The organism is Leptolyngbya iicbica LK (assembly GCF_004212215.1).
GTDB classification, from domain to species: domain Bacteria; phylum Cyanobacteriota; class Cyanobacteriia; order Phormidesmidales; family Phormidesmidaceae; genus Halomicronema; species Halomicronema iicbica.
In genome coordinates, this window is record NZ_QVFV01000003.1 from 387,067 (window position 1) to 407,133 (window position 20,067).

The window sequence follows — 20,067 nt, forward strand, 5'->3', positions numbered from 1 at the left end:
TAAACCTACGCGTTCCCATTGTTTTTAGCGATGATGGCTTCTGCCACAGTCCGAGGTACCTCTTCATAGTGGCTAAACTCCATCGAAAAGATGCCACGACCTTGGGTCTTAGACCGAATATCGGTGGCATAACCAAACATCTCAGCCAAGGGAACTTTGGCAGTTACCTTGGTGATGCCTTCTTCAGATCCCATACCCTCAATATGACCGCGACGGGCATTGAGGTCACCAATAACGTCCCCTAAGAAATCTTCAGGGACTTCAACCTCAACTTTCATCGTGGGCTCAAGGAGTACAGGAGAAGCTTTTAAGACGCCCTCACGCATAGCCATCGACCCTGCAATCTTGAAGGCTACTTCTGAAGAATCAACGTCATGATAAGAGCCGTCTATCAGTGTAACCTTTAAATCGATCACTGGATACCCGGCTAGAATACCAGATTCACAAGCCTCTTTCATCCCTTGCTCAGCAGGAGGGATGAACTCTTTCGGAATCGTTCCGCCGACAATTTTAGAAACGAACTCAAAACCGCTACCCACTTCGGTTGGCTCGACTTCGATGACAACATGACCATATTGTCCTTTGCCACCACTTTGACGAATGAACTTGCCTTCCACTTGAGACGATTTCCGAATCGTTTCACGATAGGCGACCTGAGGATTACCGATGTTGGCTTCTACTTTAAATTCTCGCAGCATCCGATCTACAAGAATATCTAAGTGGAGTTCTCCCATCCCAGCAATCACAGTTTGATTGGTTTCAGGATCGGTACTCACTTTAAAGGTCGGATCTTCATCCGACAGCGATTGCAACGCTTTCGAAAGCTTGTCCATATCCTGCTGAGTCTTGGGTTCAACTGCGACAGAAATGACTGGCTCAGGGATATAGAGAGATTCTAGGATTACAGGGTCTTTCGGCTCGCAAATCGTATCTCCCGTAAAGGTATCTTTCAATCCCAAGACAGCTCCGAGATCGCCGGCTCGCAACTCGTCCACCTCGATGCGATCATCGGCTTTCATCACAATCAAGCGGGAGACCCGTTCTTTTTTGCCTTTAGTGGCATTGAGAACGTAGCTGCCTTTTTCTAAAACGCCAGAATAAACCCGAATAAAGGTCAATCGACCGTAAGGATCTGACATTATTTTGAAGGCAAGGGCTGCAAAAGGTTCATCGTCATCGGCTGGTCGGGCTACTTCACCGCCATCAGGAAGCATGCCCTGAATGGGCGGGACCTCGGTCGGAGCAGGCAAGTAATCTACCACGGCATCTAGCAGCAATTGCACGCCTTTATTCTTAAAGGCTGACCCACACAGCATGGGAACAATCGCTCCGGTCAACACTGCATGTCGAATTCCAAGTGCAATTTCCGACTCGCTCAACTCTTCCCCTTCCAGATACTTCTCCATCAGGGTGTCATCGGTTTCAGCGATCGCTTCAATCAGTTCCGTACGATATTTTTCCGCGACTTCCAGCATTTCGACAGGAATGTCGGTGTCGACCATATCCATGCCCAAGTCATCGTTGTAAATACGAGCTCGCATCTTCACCAAATCAACGACGCCAGTGAAGTCATCCTCTGCGCCAATGGGAATCTGAATCGGTACCGCATTCGCTTTGAGGCGATCTCGAATCTGCTGATGAACCCGGAAGAAATTTGCTCCGGTTCGATCCATTTTGTTGACGAAGGCAATGCGAGGCACTCGATAGCGATTTGCTTGCCGCCAAACGGTCTCAGACTGAGGCTGAACACCACCAACAGAACAAAACACCGCAATCACACCGTCCAAAACCCGCATGGAGCGCTCCACCTCAATAGTGAAGTCAACGTGGCCAGGGGTGTCAATAATATTGATCTGATGTTCGCGCCAGTTGGTACTAATAGCCGCTGCTGTGATCGTGATGCCACGTTCACGCTCTTGAGCCATCCAATCCGTGACCGCAGTGCCATCGTGAACTTCTCCGATTTTGTGAACCACACCGGAGTAGAACAGAATCCGCTCAGTTGTCGTCGTCTTGCCAGCATCAATATGAGCGGCAATTCCGATGTTTCTAACTTTTTCGAGAGGATGAGTGCGTGCCACAACGTTCTCCTTAAGCCATTCAGACAGCTCGATGTTCAGCACATCGCTGCTAACATCAAGCATCCGACGCGAACTACAAAGGTTCAGACTCTAATAACGATAGTGAGCGAAAGCTTTGTTGGCTTCAGCCATGCGGTGGGTTTCTTCGCGTTTGCGCACAGCACTTCCAGTCTCATTTGCCGCATCCATCAGCTCATTCGCCAACTTCATGGCCATGGTTTTACCGCCACGAGAGCGAGAAAACTGGGTAATCCACCGTAACGCTAGCGCTGTGCCCCGATCTTGACGAACTTCCATTGGCACCTGGTAAGTCGCACCACCGACTCGGCGAGCCTTAACTTCAACCAGTGGCGTCACATTTCGCACAGCCTCTTCAAAGACCTCTAAAGGATCACTGCCGGTTCGCTCAGCAATGATGGTGAAAGCGTCGTAAACAATGCCATTCGCTACGGATTTTTTACCATCCAACATGATCCGACGAATCATCATGCTAACAAGGCGACTGTTGTAAACCGAATCGGGAGGAACCACCCGTTTTTGTGCAGAAGTACGACGAGACATATCTATCCTTAAGCTGAAATAGCAAACATGCTGAAAAGTTTGTGGGACTGGTTAGTTGCGGGCAAGCCCCAAGCCCTAAGGGTTGTATAGAACCACTACGAAAAAGCTGTGTGCCCGAACTTACTCTTTGGGGCGCTTAGCACCATACTTAGAACGGCCTTGGCGCCGATCTTTGACGCCTGCGGTATCTAAAGTGCCGCGAATGATGTGATAACGCACACCTGGCAGGTCTTTAACACGACCGCCACGAATCATGACCACAGAGTGCTCTTGCAAGTTATGACCGATGCCAGGAATATATGCAGTCACTTCAAAGCCAGAGGTCAGACGAACCCGCGCCACTTTGCGAAGTGCTGAATTGGGCTTCTTCGGAGTAGTTGTATAAACACGGGTACACACACCACGCCGCTGAGGACAGCTCTTGAGCGCTGGTGATTTGGTTTTCTCTTGTAATTTGGCTCGTTCTAGGCGAACTAACTGCTGAATTGTTGGCATTGGGTCGTCAAATTAAGTTGAATGGTGTGAATTTCTATTGAGGTCACAAGCTCTAATCATACTGAAGAAAATCAGCGTGTGTCAACGAAAACATTTTGCAGCCGTCTAGGAACAGTTTTCTAGTTATTGAGTAAGCGGATGAAACCCTTGGCAAGAGAGTGGTGTGGCCTGATGCACTGGAGTCACTTTTTGCATGGCAGCAACTTTTCAAGTGACAGGTAGGTTTTGGCAAGCGGCAGTCGGGCTTCAAGACACCCTGGCGACAATTGATTGTTAGAGATTTGGGAAAGTCAGGTGGTGGTGGCTTGTTAGCCATCGACTATTGATGACACAGGTAACGACAGTTTTGACGCACTCTGGGAATATGCGCTCTGGGAATAAATGTTTGGTGTAGGTCAGCGTCGATCGCGGCCTCTACCACGCTGCCTTTTGAGTGATTCTTCAGATTAGTCACTTAAGGCGGTATTGATTTGGCTCAATACCTGCTGAATCTCAAAACTATCAGGCGCATCAGGGTGATTCAAGAGGTAGTACTTGAGATCGGTCTTCGCTTCAGATAATTTCCCTTCGCGATAGTAGATGAGGCCACGATCGCGGCGCTCCATCAGGGCATTCGGCAAGAGTAATAAGATGCGGTCAATCGCAGCTAATGCCCGGGCAATATCCTGCCGCTGCAGATAAATAACTTTGAGGTTAGTGAGGATTCGCGCGAGAAATGGTTTTTTGCCAATGGGTTCCAGGTGCTGTGGCAGCATTCGGGCTTCTGCCCCGTACATGGTTTTGATGCGATCGCGGCAGTCTTCTTCAAACATGACTTCGCCCTGGTGAAAGGCATCGACAAAAATCGCCATTTCCGCCAGCGTTGGGCGAACTAGAAAATGACCGGGCATGCCGACCCCCGCCATGGGAAAGTCAATGCGGTTGGCCAGTTCTAAATAAACCAATGACAAGGTGATGGGAATCCCGGTACGACGCTCAAGTACGTGGTTTAGAAAGCTGTTTTGGGGATTGTAGTAGTCCTGGGTATTGCCAACGAAGCCCTGAGCCGCGAATAGATAATCATTAATAGCGCGAATAATTTTGAGGGGATAGGCTTCTGCGGGTAGGCGATCGCGCAACTCATCGGCCATCTGGTCTAGACGCTGCAGGTAGGTTCGGCAGTCTACCTCGGGATACTCTTCTTGCGCAATGTAAAGAGCCGCTAGGGCTAAATTGATGACCTCATCCGGGCGCTGAACTTCTGTGGTAAAGCGATCGCGGGCCAACGATGAGCTCATGTACTTCCCCTATAGTCGCTACCGGTACCGTATTGCAAAGCATCTAACCAACGATGGTACTGGTATTGCTGCTTTTCAGAAAGCGTAGTTGTTAGCGGTTGGATGGCTCGAGCGGCTGGCCGCAATAAGGAGTATCCGGCCAGGGCAGTGTAATGAGGTAGCCAGCGAGCGATCGCGCCTACCCCCACCTGCGGCAAAATTTGCGCGACCAGAGCCGGATGCTTCACAGAGGTCCGTAAGAGTGTTTTAGCCAGTGCCGGGAACTGCACCACATCTTGCAGAAACGGCTTGAGGGTCGCGTTCCCCAGAGCGGCCATGTCGCCAAAAATCGTCCCGAGAATGCGGTTGATTTGGTCTGGTGGCAACGATTGCTCCATACCCACGCGCATCGACTCTTGAAACAGCCACGTCACAGACAAGTTGGGCTGATAAGGCTGCAGCCAACCTAACTCAGCCGCACCTAACGAATTCGTTTCCAAAGCTTCATCAATGCCACGGGTTAACCGCGATAAATGGCGAATCATGGCCCCAAAACCACCAAAGCTCAAGGGTGACTGACTGCCGCTACTATCTCCCACGGGCAATACCCGGCCCCAAGGATATTGCAACGGACTATCGCGATAGCAGGGAAAAAAGCCAAACAATGCTCGCTTAATATCGAGTTGACTGAGTTCAATTTGCTGATAGTCGGGCAAGAGTTGCCAGTAGTCATCGAACAAGTCGGTCAGACTAAGCCGATCAGGATGGCTATCGACATAAGTAAATAAGTAAGTCGTGCGACCATCTCGAGCCGGAAAAGCCTCCCAAAAATACTGGCATTGGCGGCGCACTGGCGTAAAGGAGACGATCAAATCACCCGTCTCGTTTTCAACATAGCCATCGGCACAGGTCCCCACCACCAGACAAATGCCATCGGGTTGGCTGCCCTGCCGCGCTTGCTGCACCAGTGGCGAAAAGTGGCCCATCGCATCAATCAACAAGCGAGCTTGGAATTGTTGATCGCCTGCGGTGACCGCCACGCCATTAGGATGTACTGAGGCCTTCTGAAATGCAGTCTGCTCGACCAGAGTGCCGCCGGCTGCGACAAATTTCTGCTTCAGCGCCTCTAACAGATAGACCGGATCAACCCCAACGTTCAGCACATCGCGCACCCAAACCGGCTCACTATCACCAAATTGGATACGGGCGGGATTGTATTCAGTGGCGATCGCCTCTTCTAGCTCTGCCTCAGACAACAGATCTAGCTCCACCAAGGTTTGCAGCTCGTGGCGCGAGATATTCCATTCCTGGTCACGTCCCCGCAATGCCCCTTTTTCTAAAACTGCGACTCGCCACCCCTTTTGAGCCAGCGTAGCCCCGAGCAAAATGCCCAAGGTCCCGCCGCTGATCACTACATCCCACTCCACCGTAGGTAGCTGTGTCTGCGCTTGATGGATCACCTGGGGCACGGGCCAATTTCCCTGACGATATTGTTGCCAGCGCGTATCGGCCATCTGCAACCCGGTAAGAGTCTGCGGTAAATGGGCCAGCCAGTCGGCTGTCGTGCGGGAAGGGGACAAAGTCATCGGCACAATTGGTTGAAATTCAGCAATTTATCGGAGATGGCGACGAGCGGCATCGGGAATACTAGAGCCTAAATAGCAGCCACCGGTCGGCTGTTGTAGGCCCACGGTTGAATAAGAGACAATGCCACAGCCAACTCCACCTTCAGAACCGAGAGACAATCCATTTTGGGCCTATCGCGACCCGCACTCCGGGCGCTGGGTGACTTTAATGACTGCGCAACAGTGCCAGCAACTTAGCCAGCCGGTATTCAAGCCGCGCAATTCACAAACTCCATTATCAGCTCCGGAAGAGCTTATAGACTCAGACGCTTAGCCTGCAAGCCTGCAAAAACCGCCCTTAGATCCTAAACTTTTGTTAAGTATCTAAGGGCAGTTTGACATGTTTATTTCGCGCCGTCATTGGCTAGCTGGGCTGACAGCAGTGGTCGCTCTGGTCATGAGTTGGACATTAGCAGCCTCACCGGCCTGGGCTCTGGGCGGGCCGCAACCCACTATTGGCGAACCCGCACCTAGCTTTACCTTGCCGACCAACTCTGGGCAGGGAGAGATTGCTTTGGAAGATTATCGGGGTCATTGGGTGGTGCTTTATTTCTATCCGCAAGATGGGACTTCGGGTTGCACGCTAGAGGCTCGCCGATTTCAAGAAAGTCGAGCCGACTTTCAGGCCCTCAACGCAGAAATTGTTGGCGTGAGCGGCGATGATATCAGTTCTCACGAAAGTTTTTGCGCTGCTGAGGGCATTGAGTTTCCGCTGCTGTCTGATGTGCGCGGTGAAAAGCGTGGTGAAGTGAGCAAAGCCTATGGCTCTTGGCTGACGGGGCGATCGCTCCGCCACACTTACTTGATCGACCCGGACGGCATTTTGCGCGAGCGCTTTTTAGGCGTGCGACCTGCAATTCACAGTCAAGAGGTTTTGCTCACGCTAGAATCATTGCTCATGCCGTCAAACAGCACTGCTAGCTAACGCCTGGGGAACGGTTAAAGGCGCGATCGCAACAATCTGCCATGGCATCCTTAAAATAGAACTCATCAAACAAATAATTTGCGAAGGAGAATCATGCAAACTTTGGCCTTGACTTCAGACAATGTGGAAACGGTATTAGACGAACTGCGTCCCTATCTGATGGCCGATGGCGGCAACGTTGAACTCGTCGAGATTGACGGCCCGACTGTTCGCTTGCGTTTACAAGGGGCTTGTGGCTCTTGCCCCAGCTCCACAATGACCCTGCGCATGGGCATTGAGCGTCGCCTGCGCGAGTTCATTCCTGAAATCGCCGAAGTTGAGCAAGTCGTTTAGCGAGATCGTTACAATTACAGCCAGAAAAACAGCCAGCCATTACCATCTAGGTCGTAGTGGTTGGCTTTGTTTTTGGCTTTATTTACGAGCCTTAGATTGAAAGCACCTCTATCAAATTGCGTTTGCTCCGCCTTGTGATAGCCCGGTTACTCACCGACGACGATTACTTTTAACTCTTACATTTCGATGATGAGTTGATTGTCTGCATCAATCTCATCTCTAAACTTGAAGTGACTTCAGTTCGGGCGGTTACTGTCAGTTGCTTACAGCAGGTTATTTTTCAAGGTTAGTTGTTGGCTTATTGACTGATTAGGCAAATCGTTTTGCCTGGCTGGATAACTCAGCCAACTGGGCTAGCAATCGTTTAGGCTGAAAGCGAGCGATCGCAACTCAAATGATCTATGTACGCAGTAATTTACGACGGCAACTGTAATTTGTGTGTCACGCTGGTGCGCCTGCTAGAGCAACTCGACCAAGGCCAGCAGTTTCGATATGTGCCGATGCAAGACGAAGAAATGCTGAGCCAATGGCACATTACCGCCGAGGACTGTGAAGCGGGGATGATTTTGCTAAATCCGCAACAGCCTGAGACCCGCTGGCAGGGCAGTGATGCCGCAGAAGAAATTGGCCGCTTGCTGCCGTTAGGAAATCTCTTTGTACAGGCGTATCGATCGCTGCCGGGAGCCAAAAATGCTGGCGACGGTTTTTATCGATTCATTCGCGACCATCGCTACGCCCTCTTTGGCGGACGTGACGACCTTTACGAGTCAGCGTATCAAGTCTGTGAAAGCGATCGCTGCTCCCAAATTTGACCATATCTACTTAAGTAAATTACGCACAAAAAAGCGGAAACCGGAGTTTCCGCTAGCTCTTCGTGTTGTTTGAGGCAGGATTAAACCACTGAGATGGATTTAGACCGGACGCAAAGTCAAATCAGTCTTCGTAAATGCGGCACTCTGGCGCATCTGGATTAGCTGAGCAATATCGCTCCAAGGAGTTAGTTACGACAGGCTGGCGTTGATAAAACGCGACTTGTAACTCTTCAACGGTTTCCCAAGCGATCGCCACTTCGACATCAGATGTTCCTCGCATCTCAGTCAGTCGACGGGCATGTTCTAAAGCCGCCTGCAAACGAGTTGCTAACGAAGGAGACGGAATTACTTTTGCCGGAGCAGTCGTATTCACAGGAGCCGCAGCAGTTGTTATGTAAGTCATAGCAGTTGTGAGTTGATGGTTATCGGTTGAACTAGATATAGCCTAGCGATAAACCCAGCGAATAGGCGAGCGATTTGAATATAAGTTTTTTCTATGTTTTATGAGTTTTTCTTACTCCTTGTCAGGAACTGTTGCTCCGCATAAAGTTACCTATATTTTGAACAGCAGCGGTTTACTTTGCTGCCTGAAGACTGGCATCGCGCACGGCTAGCGTGGAGATTTTCCACTCCCCGGGCATATGCGGCGATCGCACTCGCTAGAACAACCGCCAATCAGCTGGCTCCGGTAGACAGGTCAGAGTGTCTGCAACCGGTAAGCCATGGGGATCATTTGGGGATCAAACTGATGAGGACAATTAATTTCGGTCAGCGTAAGCTAACTAATCGCAGTAGACTAATGAATAAGCATATATACACATAAGACTTATAGATACCCATGGCAGGCAGTGAGACTCCCGACACTCAACTTCAAGGTACGCTCTCGGAACGTGAACTCCAGATTGTGGAACTCGTCGCGGCAGGACTTACCAACCAAGAAATCTCTGAGGAGTTGGAGATCAGCAAGCGCACAGTCGATAATCACATCAGCAATATTTTGACTAAAACTGCCACCGGCAATCGTGTGGCGCTGGTGCGATGGGCACTCCAATGGGGCAAGGTCTGTATCAATGATGTGAATTGCTGTACGCTGCCCAATGTGGATCAGCAGGGATCGATATCTTGAGCGCATGGCAGATTCGATAGAGCAAAACAGCACTTCGGCCCAGCCGACTTCCGCCCAAGCGGCCGTTTCCGAGCAGGTTGAATATCGCTTGCATAGTCCCCAGTTGCCCTTAGCGGTTTATCGGGAAGTGGCGGCCCATTTGCGGCAAATTGAGGGCGTGAATACGGGGTTGTTACCCCAGACCGCCAAAGAATTTGACTATTTGCAAAGCCAAGTTGGCGGGGTGTGGATTCGCTACAACGCCGATGCTGCCGAGCAGTGTCAGCCCCAGGTAGAAGCGATCCTGACCTACTATGGCGATCGCTACGGCCAGTGGGAGACCTTAAGCAAATAGCGACATCATTCCTCACAGCGGATGGGCAACAGGGCAAGCGCTCGCAAAGCGATGGCTGAGATCGGCCAGTGCAAGTTTCTCTCGGTTGTTGCCCACCCCATGAGCCACAGACTTCACAAGAGACAGTAAGGGTATGAAGACGATTCAAGCGCTACGGGGCACCCGTGATATTTTGCCGGATGAAACGCCGCTCTGGCAGTGGGTCGAAACAACGGCCCGCGACCTGTTGCAGCGGGCGGCTTATCGTGAAATTCGGCCCCCCATGTTTGAGCAAACTCAACTGTTCGAACGGGGCATTGGCGAGGCGACCGATGTCGTCGGCAAGGAAATGTACACCTTTGAAGATCGGGGCGGTCGTTCCCTGACCTTGCGGCCTGAAATTACGGCGGGGTTAGTGCGAGCCGTCAATGAGCACAAACTCACCGCTCAGGGCAGTGTGCTACGGCTTTGGCATGTGGGGCCAGCGTTTCGTTACGAGCGGCCACAAGCCGGGCGGCAGCGGCAATTTCACCAACTCGATGTGGAGCTATTGGGGAGTCGTGATCCGCGCGCAGATGTAGAGGTGATTGCGATCGCTACCACGCTCTTGCAGACCCTGGGGCTCAAGTCCCTCACGATGGATCTCAATTCAGTGGGCAACGGTGACGATCGCCAGCGCTACCGCGATGCCCTGGTAGACTTTTTGACTCCCCACAAGGCCGACTTAGACGTCGATTCCCAGAATCGTCTAACCACCAACCCCCTCCGCATTCTGGATAGTAAGGACACCAAGACCCAAGAAATTGTCCAAGCGGCTCCTAGCCTGCTGGACTTTTTGAGTCCCGATTCGCAACAGCACTTTGATCAGGTGCAGCAGTACTTAACAGATCTGGGCATTGCCTACAACCTCAATCCGCGCCTAGTACGCGGGCTCGATTATTACACCCACACTGCCTTTGAAATTCAATCCGCCGATTTAGGAGCGCAGGCAACGGTCTGCGGCGGCGGTCGCTATGACGGTCTGATTGCGCAACTGGGCGGGGCCGATACTCCCGCCATTGGTTGGGCGATCGGGCTCGAACGGCTGACGCTACTGCTCAAACAATTGGCGGTGGAACCGAGCACCGCAATGGATGTGTACATTGTCTCGCGGGGTGAGGCGACGGCAGGTAAGGCGCTACAGGTGGCGCAAGCTCTCCGCCAAGCAGGCTTAGCAGTGGAGATGGATTTGAGCGGATCGGCCTTTGGCAAACAATTCAAACGGGCCGATCGCAGCGGCGCGGTTCTCTGCGTCATCTTGGGAGAAGCCGAAGCCGAACAAGGAACCGTGCAGCTCAAGTGGCTCACCTCAGGCGAACAGTCAGAAGTCAGTCAGACATCTTTGACGCAAGCGGCCGATGAGCTGGTGCAAAAAGTGCGCCAAGCCCAGCAAGCGACCTAATTTCACAAACATTTGCCGGATTCGATATAAGTCGATAGGATGACCGCTATACTGCGTAAACTTCGCACTTGCTAACGCAGGACGGGCTATGGCGTATTGGGAGTTTTTACTACAAAAAGAGGGCGATCGCGACTGGCTCCCGTTGGAGACGGCCCACGTTGAAATTTCGGAAGGGCGATATCGCATCATCGCCCACAGCAGTTATTGCCAAGCCGACGTCAACATTCGCCTCAGTCGCCTGCTGACAGAGCAAATGCCGCCCCAACGCAAAACCCTTAGACGCACGGGCACGACTAACGAAAACGGGTTGATGGTGGTCATTCCCTTCACCCATCTCACGCCAGGACACTGGACCGTCACTTGTACCGCTGCCCAAACAGAGGGGAATGCGCCTTGGGAATTTGGCGTACAGCTAGAAGTACTCGCGATCGAATCTGGGGTGGAATATTGGGAGACAGAACTCGATGAAGCATCCCTGGCCGAGCAGCTCACCTATTCTCCGCCCCTAACTACCTCTTTGCAATCGGCTAATCAAGCGGCCTTACCGACGGCTACCGCCACTTGGACGGGCTCAGATGCCACTCCCGCCGATCCGTTCACGATTCAGACCCCGCTCGCAGATCTGCCCCTGCGTTTGCAATTACAGCATCAAGCCCTGGTGGCCCAGACGGCTGAGCCATTAGCTTTACAGGGACAGGTCATGACTTTTTCCCAAGTTGAGGGCTTAGCTGGGGAAGGCACACTGTGGATACAACTTCGAAATCCAGAAACAGGGGCGGTTGTCCATCAATCGGCGCGGGCGCTTTCCATCGCTGCACTACCGAGTCGGTTTGAGATCATAATGCCGCTACCCAGCGTCAGCAATACGCGGCTCCTGATGGGGGAACTTAGCCTGTGGACGGCGTCTGACCCACCACAGGTATTGGCCATTCAGGGGTTCACCGTGACCCTTAACCTCGATGCTCTACTAGAGGTGGTGGCTAACCAAGCTGAGGGAACGGCCAGCAATCGCTTTGAAGATGTCGCCACCGCAGGCGACCCGCCTGATTCCACGCCTGCAGAGAATACCGCTAATCGCATTGCTAATCCTTTATCGCCGCGTTCCGTGCCATTTCGGCAAATTTATCTGCCGTCGAATGGGTTAACACTGCCTCCGGTCATTTATCGACCTATAGATAAAAAAACGGTGGGCGCACCGACGCTGCCGCGACTGTCAAATCAACCCGAACGCGATCGCCCAGCGCCTAATCCCCCTGATAATTCAGCCACCACAGAATCGACGCCGAAACCTCTCACCTTGCCCCCCTTGGGTGCAGCAGCCAAATCTTACTCGGTCCCCGCCCCTGAGGTTACCGACACGACGGCATCACCACAATTACCAACGGTGGGCAAATCTCCCTCGTCATCGCCGATCGCCGACGCAGCTTCTGACCAATCTGCCGCCACTGCTCAATCCCAGGCATCCACAGCGGCATCTGCTGACACCACATTTGAGCCCGACCTCCAAGGGCGGTTTTGGAATCGGCTCAGTGCCCTGGCCGAAGCAGCCCAAAAAGCCGCAGCAGAACATAAAGCTCAACTGGAAGCCGCAGGTGTCCAAGATATCCCAGCGACCGACAGCCAGCAGTCGAGCAGTGATGCCGAGATCGCCGCTAATACCGATGAGCCGATCAACTATGAAGTCGTCGTGTATGACTCCGACGATGAGCCAATTGTCGAAGCCCTTGATATCACCACAACTGACAGCGAGCCCCTCGTAGAGGTGCTCCAACCCGGCGAACCCAATCGTCAGGAATTAGGCGATGTTCCGGTTCCCGAATGGGTCTTCCCCCAGGGCGAACTCGTCGCAGGGCAACCCCTACCCATTACCGTCCGCTTGCCACGCTATCCCCGACGGCTGGCAGTCAAAGTTTGGGTGACGGATATTCAAAGTCGCACCCTCGTCGATCGCCCCCGCTGGTTAATGAACTGGTCACCCACTGCAGAAGGCGACCAAACCGCTTTTTTGCAGTTGCAGGTTCCCCTCGGGAGTATCGAAGCCCAATTTGAAGCGATCGCGATCGACCTTGCGACCCAGCAGGAAAGTTATAAAACTAGCCTCGTTCGTGAAATCTTACCTGCCAATCCTCACACTTCAGACAGCGATGCTCCTCTGTGAGCATCTGTTGGTTGACGATATTCATGACAAACAGCCTAGATATGAGAGCAGCAATCGGCAATCGTTAAGAAATGCAGCAATGACTGTTAAGCAATGCAGCATTTCTGGCCATTTCACAGTACGCTAATCTGTGAGTTTGCTCGTGCAACATTGCTCTGGCAAGCTTTTGACGCTGTATTGAGTGATAGGAATATATAGTTTATGGCAGCTTCTTTTTTACCCACAATTTTGGTTCCTCTAGTCGGCATCGTCTTCCCCGCTGCGGCAATGGCCTTCTTGTTTCTGTACATCGAGCGCGACGAAGCCGCTGACGCGTAACATTAAATCAACTCATCTCTAAATAACTGTGACCTTTATCTTCCGTCAATGGAGGGTAAAGGTCTTTCGTTTTATCATGAAGGTAGGCAATAAGTCCTAACATATCGGCCATTTGAGGCAACTCAGGAACGATGAAAGGACTCAAAAGCAAATTTTTATGTCTGTCATTGCTCGTAGCGGGGATCGCCTGCATTTACTATCCTCACTGGCGACAGACTTACGCGACGACAGCCATCAGCACAGAATTTGAGACAATAGTCACTGATCGCTGGTTACCTTTGAAAAGTGCTCAAGAACACTTCATTTTGGGGACTATTCAAGTTTTAGAAGGATGGACATATTGGGGCGAGCTATCCAGTCCCGTAACGACTTCCTTTCAGTATCAGGGAAAGCACATTCTCATAGCCGTTCGCCTTCAATCAAAACAACAGCCTTTCCCTTTCATTTTTGATACAGGGATGAAAACATCTCTTATTGATAGGCATCTTGCCGAACAGACTCCCTTTTTAGTATCTTTCCGTATCAATCCCCAAACTCTTTACGGAGTCGTAGAGCACGTCCAAATTGCCGATGCTACTTTTCATCAAGTAGGTACTTTTGCTGTCCCATTTAGTACACCTGGACAGCCGCTCTTTTGCCTGTCAGACAGTGGTGCTCTTGGGGGTAGCCTCATGCATCACGGCATTTGGCAAATCAACTATCAAAACCATACATTAACTGTCTCCGATGACATTTCTTCCTTGGATCATATCCAAGGAGCAATTACCTTACCTTTTGAATTAGTTGATCTTAGACCCATAGTAAGATTAACGGCTAACCATAACGTTGAAATTCCAGCCATGATCGACACCGGTTGGAACGGCAGCATCCATCTAGCTGACATGTCAGCTAAGCAATTAGGAACTCAACATCTACAGCCCATAGACATCTCTGAGGGACTCGTAGAAACGCTTGGTGGCTGGAAAAAGGTTCGGCAGAAAACCGTAGAATTGTCACATTTATCAATCGGCAGTTTGTCCTTAAATAATTTCCCGGTTTCTGTTGATGTAGATCAACCTTTATATTCAGACACGCTCATTGGCAATGACTTTTTAGAACACTTTATTCTCACGCTTGACTATACTCAGCGACAACTTTATCTATTTCCCACAGACTTTTTTGACGAGCTATATCCCTCACATCCTCTGTACGGTTTTCAGTCAATGATGCAGGGAAATAAGTTGATCATTACAGGACTTCGTCGACCGTCTGCAGCTGTCCAAGCAGGACTACAGATTGGGGACCAAATCATATCAGTCAATCAAGACCGCTACGATCGCTTGACCTCTCAGCAGGTATGTAACTTTATTCAACAGCCAATGTTGAGTCGCTACACTGGCCTCATTAAGGTTCAGGTCAACAGAGACGGAGATTTTCTGACATGTGTAATTGACCCAGATAAACCGGCCTTCGCATCTTCGAGCAATTCTGGCTGCGCTTTTTAAGCGCTTACCCATTGGGTTCTACTAATGATAGGCAACGAACACATGATATGGGGCAGTAGTTGCCAGAAGTTTGATTCAGTGACGAAAATCAAACGATTCAGGTTATTGAGGAAAATGACCTAACCTGACACCTCATAAAGTTACAAATTTACTCTGCATAGTTAAAGTTATTGCAGCTCTTCAGAAACCTAAACTGAATCTGGGAGCTTGATGTGTGGCAGCTCAAAATTGAGGTCTAACAACATAGCTTTGTTTTTTGTTCGTACTCTGCTTTAGGATTTTGATTCGTCCCTTAAAGCAACGCACAGCCTACAGAGATTTAAAGCTTACACACGAATTTCAAGAGAGGCTGAATCTGAGCTTCCAAACCCTTGATTCCTTATTTTCAACAGATAAACCAAAGGTTCTCATCCAAAACAGAAATAAACTGCTCAGATGAGAACCTTTAAGCATCAGCGAGTTTGAACGTTGAGCGTACTAGACCTCAACAGTTCTAGCCAGACTTGATTTAGCGGAAAGGAGGTGCATACAGCAGGCCACCCTCTGTCCACAGCGCATTCTGACCACGATCCAGATTGAACTGAGAACTGGCTCCTAGATTACGCTCGAAGACTTCGCCATAGTTGCCAACATGGGTAATAGCGCGAGCCATGAAGTCATTAGAGATTCCCATGTCTTCACCTAGCGTGCCTTCTTCTCCTAGGAAGCGAGCGATATTAGGATCATCGCCCCCTTGGAACTCAGCGATATTCTCAGAAGTAATGCCAAACTCTTCGGCCTGAATGAGGCCAAAAGTCACCCACTTCACCACGTCAAACCAAGCGGAGTCATTGTTGACTGTCAAAGGCCCTAAAGGCTCTTTAGACATCGTGACATCGAGCAATACGTGCTCATCAGGAGTCGGTAGGGTGCTACGACGAGCAATCAACTGAGACTTGTCCGAAGTCATGCCTTCGCAACGACCTTCGTCATAGGCTGCATACGCAGCGTCAGCATCTTGGAAGACCACAGGTTCGAAGTCAACCCCTAACTTCCGCATCTGGTCGGTCAGGTTCAACTCAGTAGTCGTACCCGTTTCGACGCAAACTGCACGGCCAGCAAAATCTTCTAGCGAAGTGATACCGCTGGCTTCTCGTACCATCATGCCTTGGCCGTCATAGAAGGTAGTCGGGCCGAATTCCATACCCACTTGCGTATCCCGGCTCAGTGTCCAAGTGGTATTACGGGACAACATATCAACCTCACCACCAGCTAGCGCAGTGAAACGCTCGGTAGAGTCAAGACGACGATACTCTACAGCATCAGGGTCATCAAATAAGGCTGCAGCTACAGCCCGACAGACATCGACGTCGAGTCCAGAATAGACACCGCTCTCGTCGACGAAGCTGAAGCCAGGAATACCCCCATCGACACCACAGACTAGTTGTCCCCGCTCTAGAACAGCAGCTAAACGGCTACCACCAGCAGTCGCTGTAGTCTCTTCACCACCATCGGCATCACCGCCGCTAGCAGCATCATCGGTCGTTGGACTTGCACAAGCCGTCGCTAAGGAAAGGGCCAGCGCTAATCCGAGAAAACCCCATTTTTTCATTGGGTCACACCTCACTAACTTATCGTAATCACGTATTCATACAGGCTGCCCCAGAATAAGCAGCCCATCATGGCGTTGGAAATCAGTTCAACATAGGCTTAACATTCCAACGCATGAAGAAATATTTTTGTATCTTAGGTCACTTTGTGAAGAGTGCGGGCACCAGCGACTTAAAAAATCTGACCATAGGGAGAGCTCATAATGAGGCTACCAATGGTTTTGATAAGTTAAAGTCACAAAGGGTTGGCTAAAGAATGGTGCTGAGAGTTTGGTCTGAAGATCGGATGGTTCAAGCTGAGTTCGGACTGAATGCTCTGCTCGGTCGGAAGAAGTTTAGTCGAGGGCTCTGTCAATGCTCAACATTCGAGTGCGGCTTAGCAACGAACTTTGTGCCGTGTCAAAAAAATGCGTGCTGATAGTCCTATGCGCCTATGGGGTTGATTGGCTCAGATGGCCTTACTGGTCTTCGAAAGCAAGCATCGCTCTACCAAGCGTTCATGCTGACCGCAGCACAAACGTGGGGCATAGTAGCTAACCCTTAGCTAATCATCCGGTAAACGACTCTGAAGATTGCTCAATTATTCGTCTTCACCAGGCTCAAGAGTAAGGCTTGATTGGATCGTAGTGATTAGGTGCCAGCTTGCTATCAGACGGCTTCAATGAGCCGCGCGGTCAGGCATACGGTGACGGTCATTTCAGAAAAGTTGAAGAGGTGACCTAGCCCTTGCACGACGGGGCGTAGACTACTGACGAATCAATGCCAGCCTGACATCAGACTAATTTTAGCTTTGGGCAATGTCGCGAATTAAAGGGATGCGGCTGCGGATATAGCAGTTGAGGTTAGCGGTTTCTACAGTATCTAGCGATCGCTCACCCGATACCTGATCAATTAGCCAATGCACAAGACTATTGTCGTCGAGGCTCAAGATGCGATGACTTTGAGACTGTTCAACTAGAGCCCATAATTGACGAAGCAGATGAGGGTTCATAAGATGAATCTCTTAATGTTTACTTTAGATTTCGAACCTAGATTTAGGTTACTGCATGGGTGGAATAGCTTGCAGCGGTTTGCAGTGTTTGTTCATCTTTATCGCTAAAGCGTAATGTTTCTCGCGAAAGGATGTCGCATTGCGTCGAGTTGCAACAAATCACGACGGCGCAACTCATATTGGCTTCAGGTTCGACCACGCCAACGTGATGCCTCCCTTGATCATCAGTCAAAAAATAACGGGGCCACAAACCATTGCAGCCCCGTCAAGACATTTCACACTGTGCGGTCTTAGGATTCCGGCACCAATTGAACAATCAGCGCACGGGTATCAAGACTCTGCACCTTAGCCACGTCGTTCAGGTCTTGCACAATGCGCTCTAGTAGTTCACGGGCGCGATCGCGATGCTGATGCTCCCGTCCCCGTAGGCGAATTTGAAACTTAACGTGATTACCCTTGTCAAGCCACTTGGTCGCCCGCTCAATCCGAATGTCGTAGTCGGAATCATCAACATTTGGGCGCAGCTTGACCTCTTTCATGGTCGGCTTGGAACTTTGCTTCTGCCGCTTTTTCTGCTGATATTGGTGCTTGCCGTAATCGAGGATCTTAGCGACGGGCGTATCCTTGCCTTCTGATACGACGACCAAATCAAGCCCGACTTCTTCCGCAATGCTGACCGCATCTCGGGTATCCATGACGCCACGGTTTTCATTTTCGTGATCAATCAGTCGCACTTGCGGCGCTTTAATGTTGTGATTGATGTTCGGCTGCTCAGGGCGTACACGGCGATTGGTAAACCTTCTTCTAACGATAGCGATTTCCTCCGAAACTCATTAGGGTGCAGTGTGCTCTAAACATACCCCAAGCTTGCCCGCCTTGCCATCTATCAACCTGTAGACGTTAATGGAAAGCAATGAAAACAGCGACCTGCAGCATAATTGTGAACTTTCGCATTGCAGAGTTGGGACCACCGCAGACAGTCGTAGCGAGGGTTATAGAGGCACTGGTAGCATGATAGCCCGAGGTCGGTGGAGGCAATGCTGGGCAAATCGATGACGGTCAGTGACGAGTTAGCGCTCATGGCATACCTAGAAAGTTTTGTAACCTCCCAGCGACTCGGGAGAATCGATGCGGTGTTAGCCCACAGAACTCGTCATGTCACGGTAGTTGCCGAAGATTTTCATGATCCCCACAATGCCAGCGCTTTACTGCGAACGTGCGATGCCCTAGGCATTCAAGATGTACACGTGGTGGAAAATTACAACACCTTTAAGGCGCGGGTGGGAGCGGCTTCGGGAGCGACTAAATGGGTGACACAACATCAATATGGCGAGCCAGAGCAAGACAATACGCTGCTCTGTTGTGAAAAGTTGCGATCGCAGGGCTATCTCATTGTGGCGACGAGTCCGCACCTTAACGCGGTGCCCCCCGAAACCATGCCCCTGGATCAAAAATTAGCCGTCATCTTTGGGAGTGAGCAGGATGGCGTCTCGCAACGGGCGATCGCGACCGCCGACTATCAGCTCAAAATCCCCATGGTAGGTTTTGTCGAAAGCTTGAATGTCTCTGTCAGTGCCGCCGTGTGTCTGTACACGATGATGCAGCGGCTCAAATCTCTGGAGGTGGCCTGGCAACTGAGCGATCGCGAAAAACAAGCTCTCCGGCTAACTTGGCTTCGCCAGTCAATCCAACATAGTGCTGCGCTGGAACGGCGGTATTGGCAACAAATCAGATAAACTTTTCGTCTCACTGCTAGCAGCTAAGCTTAACCCTCTCTAATCACGAGGCGAAGCGGGTCAGAATAAGCAGCGGGGAACTTCCCATGGCACAATGGATTCGCCTTGCAGTTCATGAGTTAGCAACTATGCGCGGCAATTCCAACAACCTTGCCATCATGATTGTGCTGAATATCGTCGGCGTCATGTTGGTATTGGGGGCAATTCTAGTAGTGCTGCGTGGCTTGGGTTGGGTACAGCAAATTCCCGAATACGTTACCTGGGCAATGTTGCTCCTATCTCTAGGAATTGGTATCTTGGGCGGCATTCGTTCCGCTCGCTAAGTAAGCTGGTTATATGCGACGTCTTTCCCTACCGAGTCGAATTTTTCTGGCTTTATTAGGCACAACCCTGCTGATATGGGTGTTGCGGGGCATCACGATTTTGTCATTCATTCCAGGCATCATCCTCTGGTTGCTGTTGTTGCTCACCATCGGGGCCGGAGTGATTACGAGCCTACAGCGGATGCGATAGGCAACTGACGAAATTTTGATGCCCCCACTGTCCATACCGTTGCGATGGACTACTGGGCAGGCTTTGGCACGAGCTCGGTCGGCGATTCAAACATGACTGTGAGCTGAGAGTTGGGCGTCTGTCGGCGCATTAATTGCAATAAGGCATCAGCATCCTGATACCGCCGAAATCTTTCCACGACTGCGATTTTGGCCTCGGGCAACTGACGCACGATACACCAAGGGCGTAGCTGAGTTTGATAAGTCATGGAGTTCACCATTAATGAGGACAAAGAATTGACAATGAAGTGATCATCCTTAAACTCGACAGC

At 50.8% G+C, this 20,067-nt stretch carries 22 protein-coding genes; 12 read left to right on the forward strand and 10 right to left on the reverse strand.

Annotated features, from left to right (window positions below):
• Window positions 1–5: 5 nt before the first annotated feature.
• The 5 genes from fusA to DYY88_RS15515 all read right to left on the reverse strand — a co-directional run bounded on the left by fusA (window position 6) and on the right by DYY88_RS15515 (window position 5,979).
• On the reverse strand, window positions 6–2,144 hold the full coding sequence (fusA, locus tag DYY88_RS15495; protein WP_201278894.1) for an elongation factor G: 2,139 nt from the start codon (window positions 2,142–2,144) through the stop codon (window positions 6–8).
• A 27-nt stretch (window positions 2,145–2,171) separates the two neighbouring features.
• Window positions 2,172–2,642 (reverse strand): 30S ribosomal protein S7, encoded by a 471-nt coding sequence (gene rpsG / locus DYY88_RS15500; RefSeq protein WP_039724889.1) that lies wholly within the window; start codon window positions 2,640–2,642, stop codon window positions 2,172–2,174.
• A gap of 120 nt (window positions 2,643–2,762) precedes the next feature.
• Window positions 2,763–3,137 carry a 30S ribosomal protein S12 gene (gene rpsL, locus DYY88_RS15505; protein ID WP_039724888.1) on the reverse strand — a complete coding sequence of 125 codons (375 nt, stop codon included), beginning with the start codon at window positions 3,135–3,137 and terminating at the stop codon, window positions 2,763–2,765.
• Window positions 3,138–3,583: 446 nt separating this feature from the next.
• The gene (locus tag DYY88_RS15510; protein ID WP_039724887.1) at window positions 3,584–4,414 is read right to left on the reverse strand and encodes a SirB1 family protein; all 831 of its coding nucleotides are present in this window, start codon (window positions 4,412–4,414) and stop codon (window positions 3,584–3,586) included.
• A complete protein-coding gene (locus DYY88_RS15515; RefSeq protein WP_044150193.1) occupies window positions 4,411–5,979 on the reverse strand; it encodes an NAD(P)/FAD-dependent oxidoreductase in 1,569 nt (522 codons plus the stop codon). Before DYY88_RS15515 ends, DYY88_RS15510 begins: the two co-directional genes overlap by 4 nt.
• A 379-nt stretch (window positions 5,980–6,358) precedes the next feature.
• Between DYY88_RS15515 and DYY88_RS15520 the strand changes: the two genes are divergently transcribed.
• The 3 genes from DYY88_RS15520 (at window position 6,359) to DYY88_RS15530 (ending at window position 8,088) form a co-directional block, all read left to right on the forward strand.
• Window positions 6,359–6,943 carry a peroxiredoxin gene (locus tag DYY88_RS15520; RefSeq protein WP_084606921.1) on the forward strand — a complete coding sequence of 195 codons (585 nt, stop codon included), beginning with the start codon at window positions 6,359–6,361 and terminating at the stop codon, window positions 6,941–6,943.
• 93 nt (window positions 6,944–7,036) lie between these two features.
• Entirely contained in the window at window positions 7,037–7,276 is a 240-nt protein-coding gene (locus DYY88_RS15525) for a NifU family protein (protein ID WP_039724886.1), read from the forward strand.
• Between the two features lie 401 nt (window positions 7,277–7,677).
• Complete coding sequence (locus DYY88_RS15530) at window positions 7,678–8,088, forward strand: thiol-disulfide oxidoreductase DCC family protein (RefSeq protein ID WP_039724885.1); 411 nt, start codon at window positions 7,678–7,680, stop codon at window positions 8,086–8,088.
• Window positions 8,089–8,209: 121 nt separating this feature from the next.
• On the opposite strand, the gene DYY88_RS15535 is transcribed toward DYY88_RS15530, so the two are convergent.
• Window positions 8,210–8,491 (reverse strand): Calvin cycle protein CP12, encoded by a 282-nt coding sequence (locus DYY88_RS15535; protein ID WP_084606920.1) that lies wholly within the window; start codon window positions 8,489–8,491, stop codon window positions 8,210–8,212.
• A 435-nt stretch (window positions 8,492–8,926) separates the two neighbouring features.
• Here DYY88_RS15535 and pedR point away from each other — a divergent pair, with 435 nt between their 5' ends.
• The 6 genes from pedR (at window position 8,927) to DYY88_RS15565 (ending at window position 14,928) form a co-directional block, all read left to right on the forward strand.
• Complete coding sequence (gene pedR, locus DYY88_RS15540; protein WP_039724884.1) at window positions 8,927–9,214, forward strand: photosynthetic electron transport-dependent transcriptional regulator PedR; 288 nt, start codon at window positions 8,927–8,929, stop codon at window positions 9,212–9,214.
• Between the two features lie 4 nt (window positions 9,215–9,218).
• A complete protein-coding gene (locus DYY88_RS15545) occupies window positions 9,219–9,548 on the forward strand; it encodes a hypothetical protein (RefSeq protein WP_044150197.1) in 330 nt (109 codons plus the stop codon).
• A gap of 133 nt (window positions 9,549–9,681) precedes the next feature.
• Window positions 9,682–10,968 (forward strand): histidine--tRNA ligase, encoded by a 1,287-nt coding sequence (hisS, locus tag DYY88_RS15550; protein WP_039724883.1) that lies wholly within the window; start codon window positions 9,682–9,684, stop codon window positions 10,966–10,968.
• An 88-nt stretch (window positions 10,969–11,056) separates the two neighbouring features.
• Window positions 11,057–13,126: a hypothetical protein gene (locus DYY88_RS15555; RefSeq protein ID WP_039724882.1), complete on the forward strand. Its 2,070-nt coding sequence runs from the start codon at window positions 11,057–11,059 to the stop codon at window positions 13,124–13,126.
• A 201-nt stretch (window positions 13,127–13,327) separates the two neighbouring features.
• The gene (gene psaI, locus DYY88_RS15560; protein ID WP_039724881.1) at window positions 13,328–13,444 is read left to right on the forward strand and encodes a photosystem I reaction center subunit VIII; all 117 of its coding nucleotides are present in this window, start codon (window positions 13,328–13,330) and stop codon (window positions 13,442–13,444) included.
• Window positions 13,445–13,575: 131 nt separating this feature from the next.
• Window positions 13,576–14,928 (forward strand): retroviral-like aspartic protease family protein, encoded by a 1,353-nt coding sequence (locus DYY88_RS15565; RefSeq protein WP_039724880.1) that lies wholly within the window; start codon window positions 13,576–13,578, stop codon window positions 14,926–14,928.
• A gap of 508 nt (window positions 14,929–15,436) precedes the next feature.
• On the opposite strand, the gene DYY88_RS15570 is transcribed toward DYY88_RS15565, so the two are convergent.
• From DYY88_RS15570 to infC, 3 genes are all read right to left on the reverse strand, one after another.
• Window positions 15,437–16,519 carry an amino acid ABC transporter substrate-binding protein gene (locus tag DYY88_RS15570; RefSeq protein WP_039724879.1) on the reverse strand — a complete coding sequence of 361 codons (1,083 nt, stop codon included), beginning with the start codon at window positions 16,517–16,519 and terminating at the stop codon, window positions 15,437–15,439.
• A gap of 782 nt (window positions 16,520–17,301) precedes the next feature.
• A complete protein-coding gene (locus DYY88_RS15575) occupies window positions 17,302–17,508 on the reverse strand; it encodes a hypothetical protein (RefSeq protein ID WP_039724878.1) in 207 nt (68 codons plus the stop codon).
• Between the two features lie 290 nt (window positions 17,509–17,798).
• Window positions 17,799–18,326, reverse strand: a complete 528-nt coding sequence (infC, locus tag DYY88_RS15580; protein ID WP_367889300.1) for a translation initiation factor IF-3 — start codon at window positions 18,324–18,326, stop codon at window positions 17,799–17,801.
• A gap of 219 nt (window positions 18,327–18,545) precedes the next feature.
• Between infC and DYY88_RS15585 the strand changes: the two genes are divergently transcribed.
• From DYY88_RS15585 to DYY88_RS24240, 3 genes are all read left to right on the forward strand, one after another.
• Window positions 18,546–19,244: a TrmH family RNA methyltransferase gene (locus DYY88_RS15585; RefSeq protein ID WP_084606918.1), complete on the forward strand. Its 699-nt coding sequence runs from the start codon at window positions 18,546–18,548 to the stop codon at window positions 19,242–19,244.
• An 86-nt stretch (window positions 19,245–19,330) separates the two neighbouring features.
• Window positions 19,331–19,567, forward strand: coding sequence for a hypothetical protein (locus DYY88_RS15590; RefSeq protein WP_236146268.1), 237 nt, complete (start codon window positions 19,331–19,333; stop codon window positions 19,565–19,567).
• 13 nt (window positions 19,568–19,580) lie between these two features.
• Window positions 19,581–19,757: a hypothetical protein gene (locus tag DYY88_RS24240; protein ID WP_165390125.1), complete on the forward strand. Its 177-nt coding sequence runs from the start codon at window positions 19,581–19,583 to the stop codon at window positions 19,755–19,757.
• Window positions 19,758–19,806: 49 nt separating this feature from the next.
• Here the strand turns inward: DYY88_RS24240 and DYY88_RS15595 are convergent, their stop codons facing one another.
• Window positions 19,807–20,004 carry a hypothetical protein gene (locus DYY88_RS15595; protein ID WP_039724875.1) on the reverse strand — a complete coding sequence of 66 codons (198 nt, stop codon included), beginning with the start codon at window positions 20,002–20,004 and terminating at the stop codon, window positions 19,807–19,809.
• Window positions 20,005–20,067 lie beyond the last annotated feature (63 nt).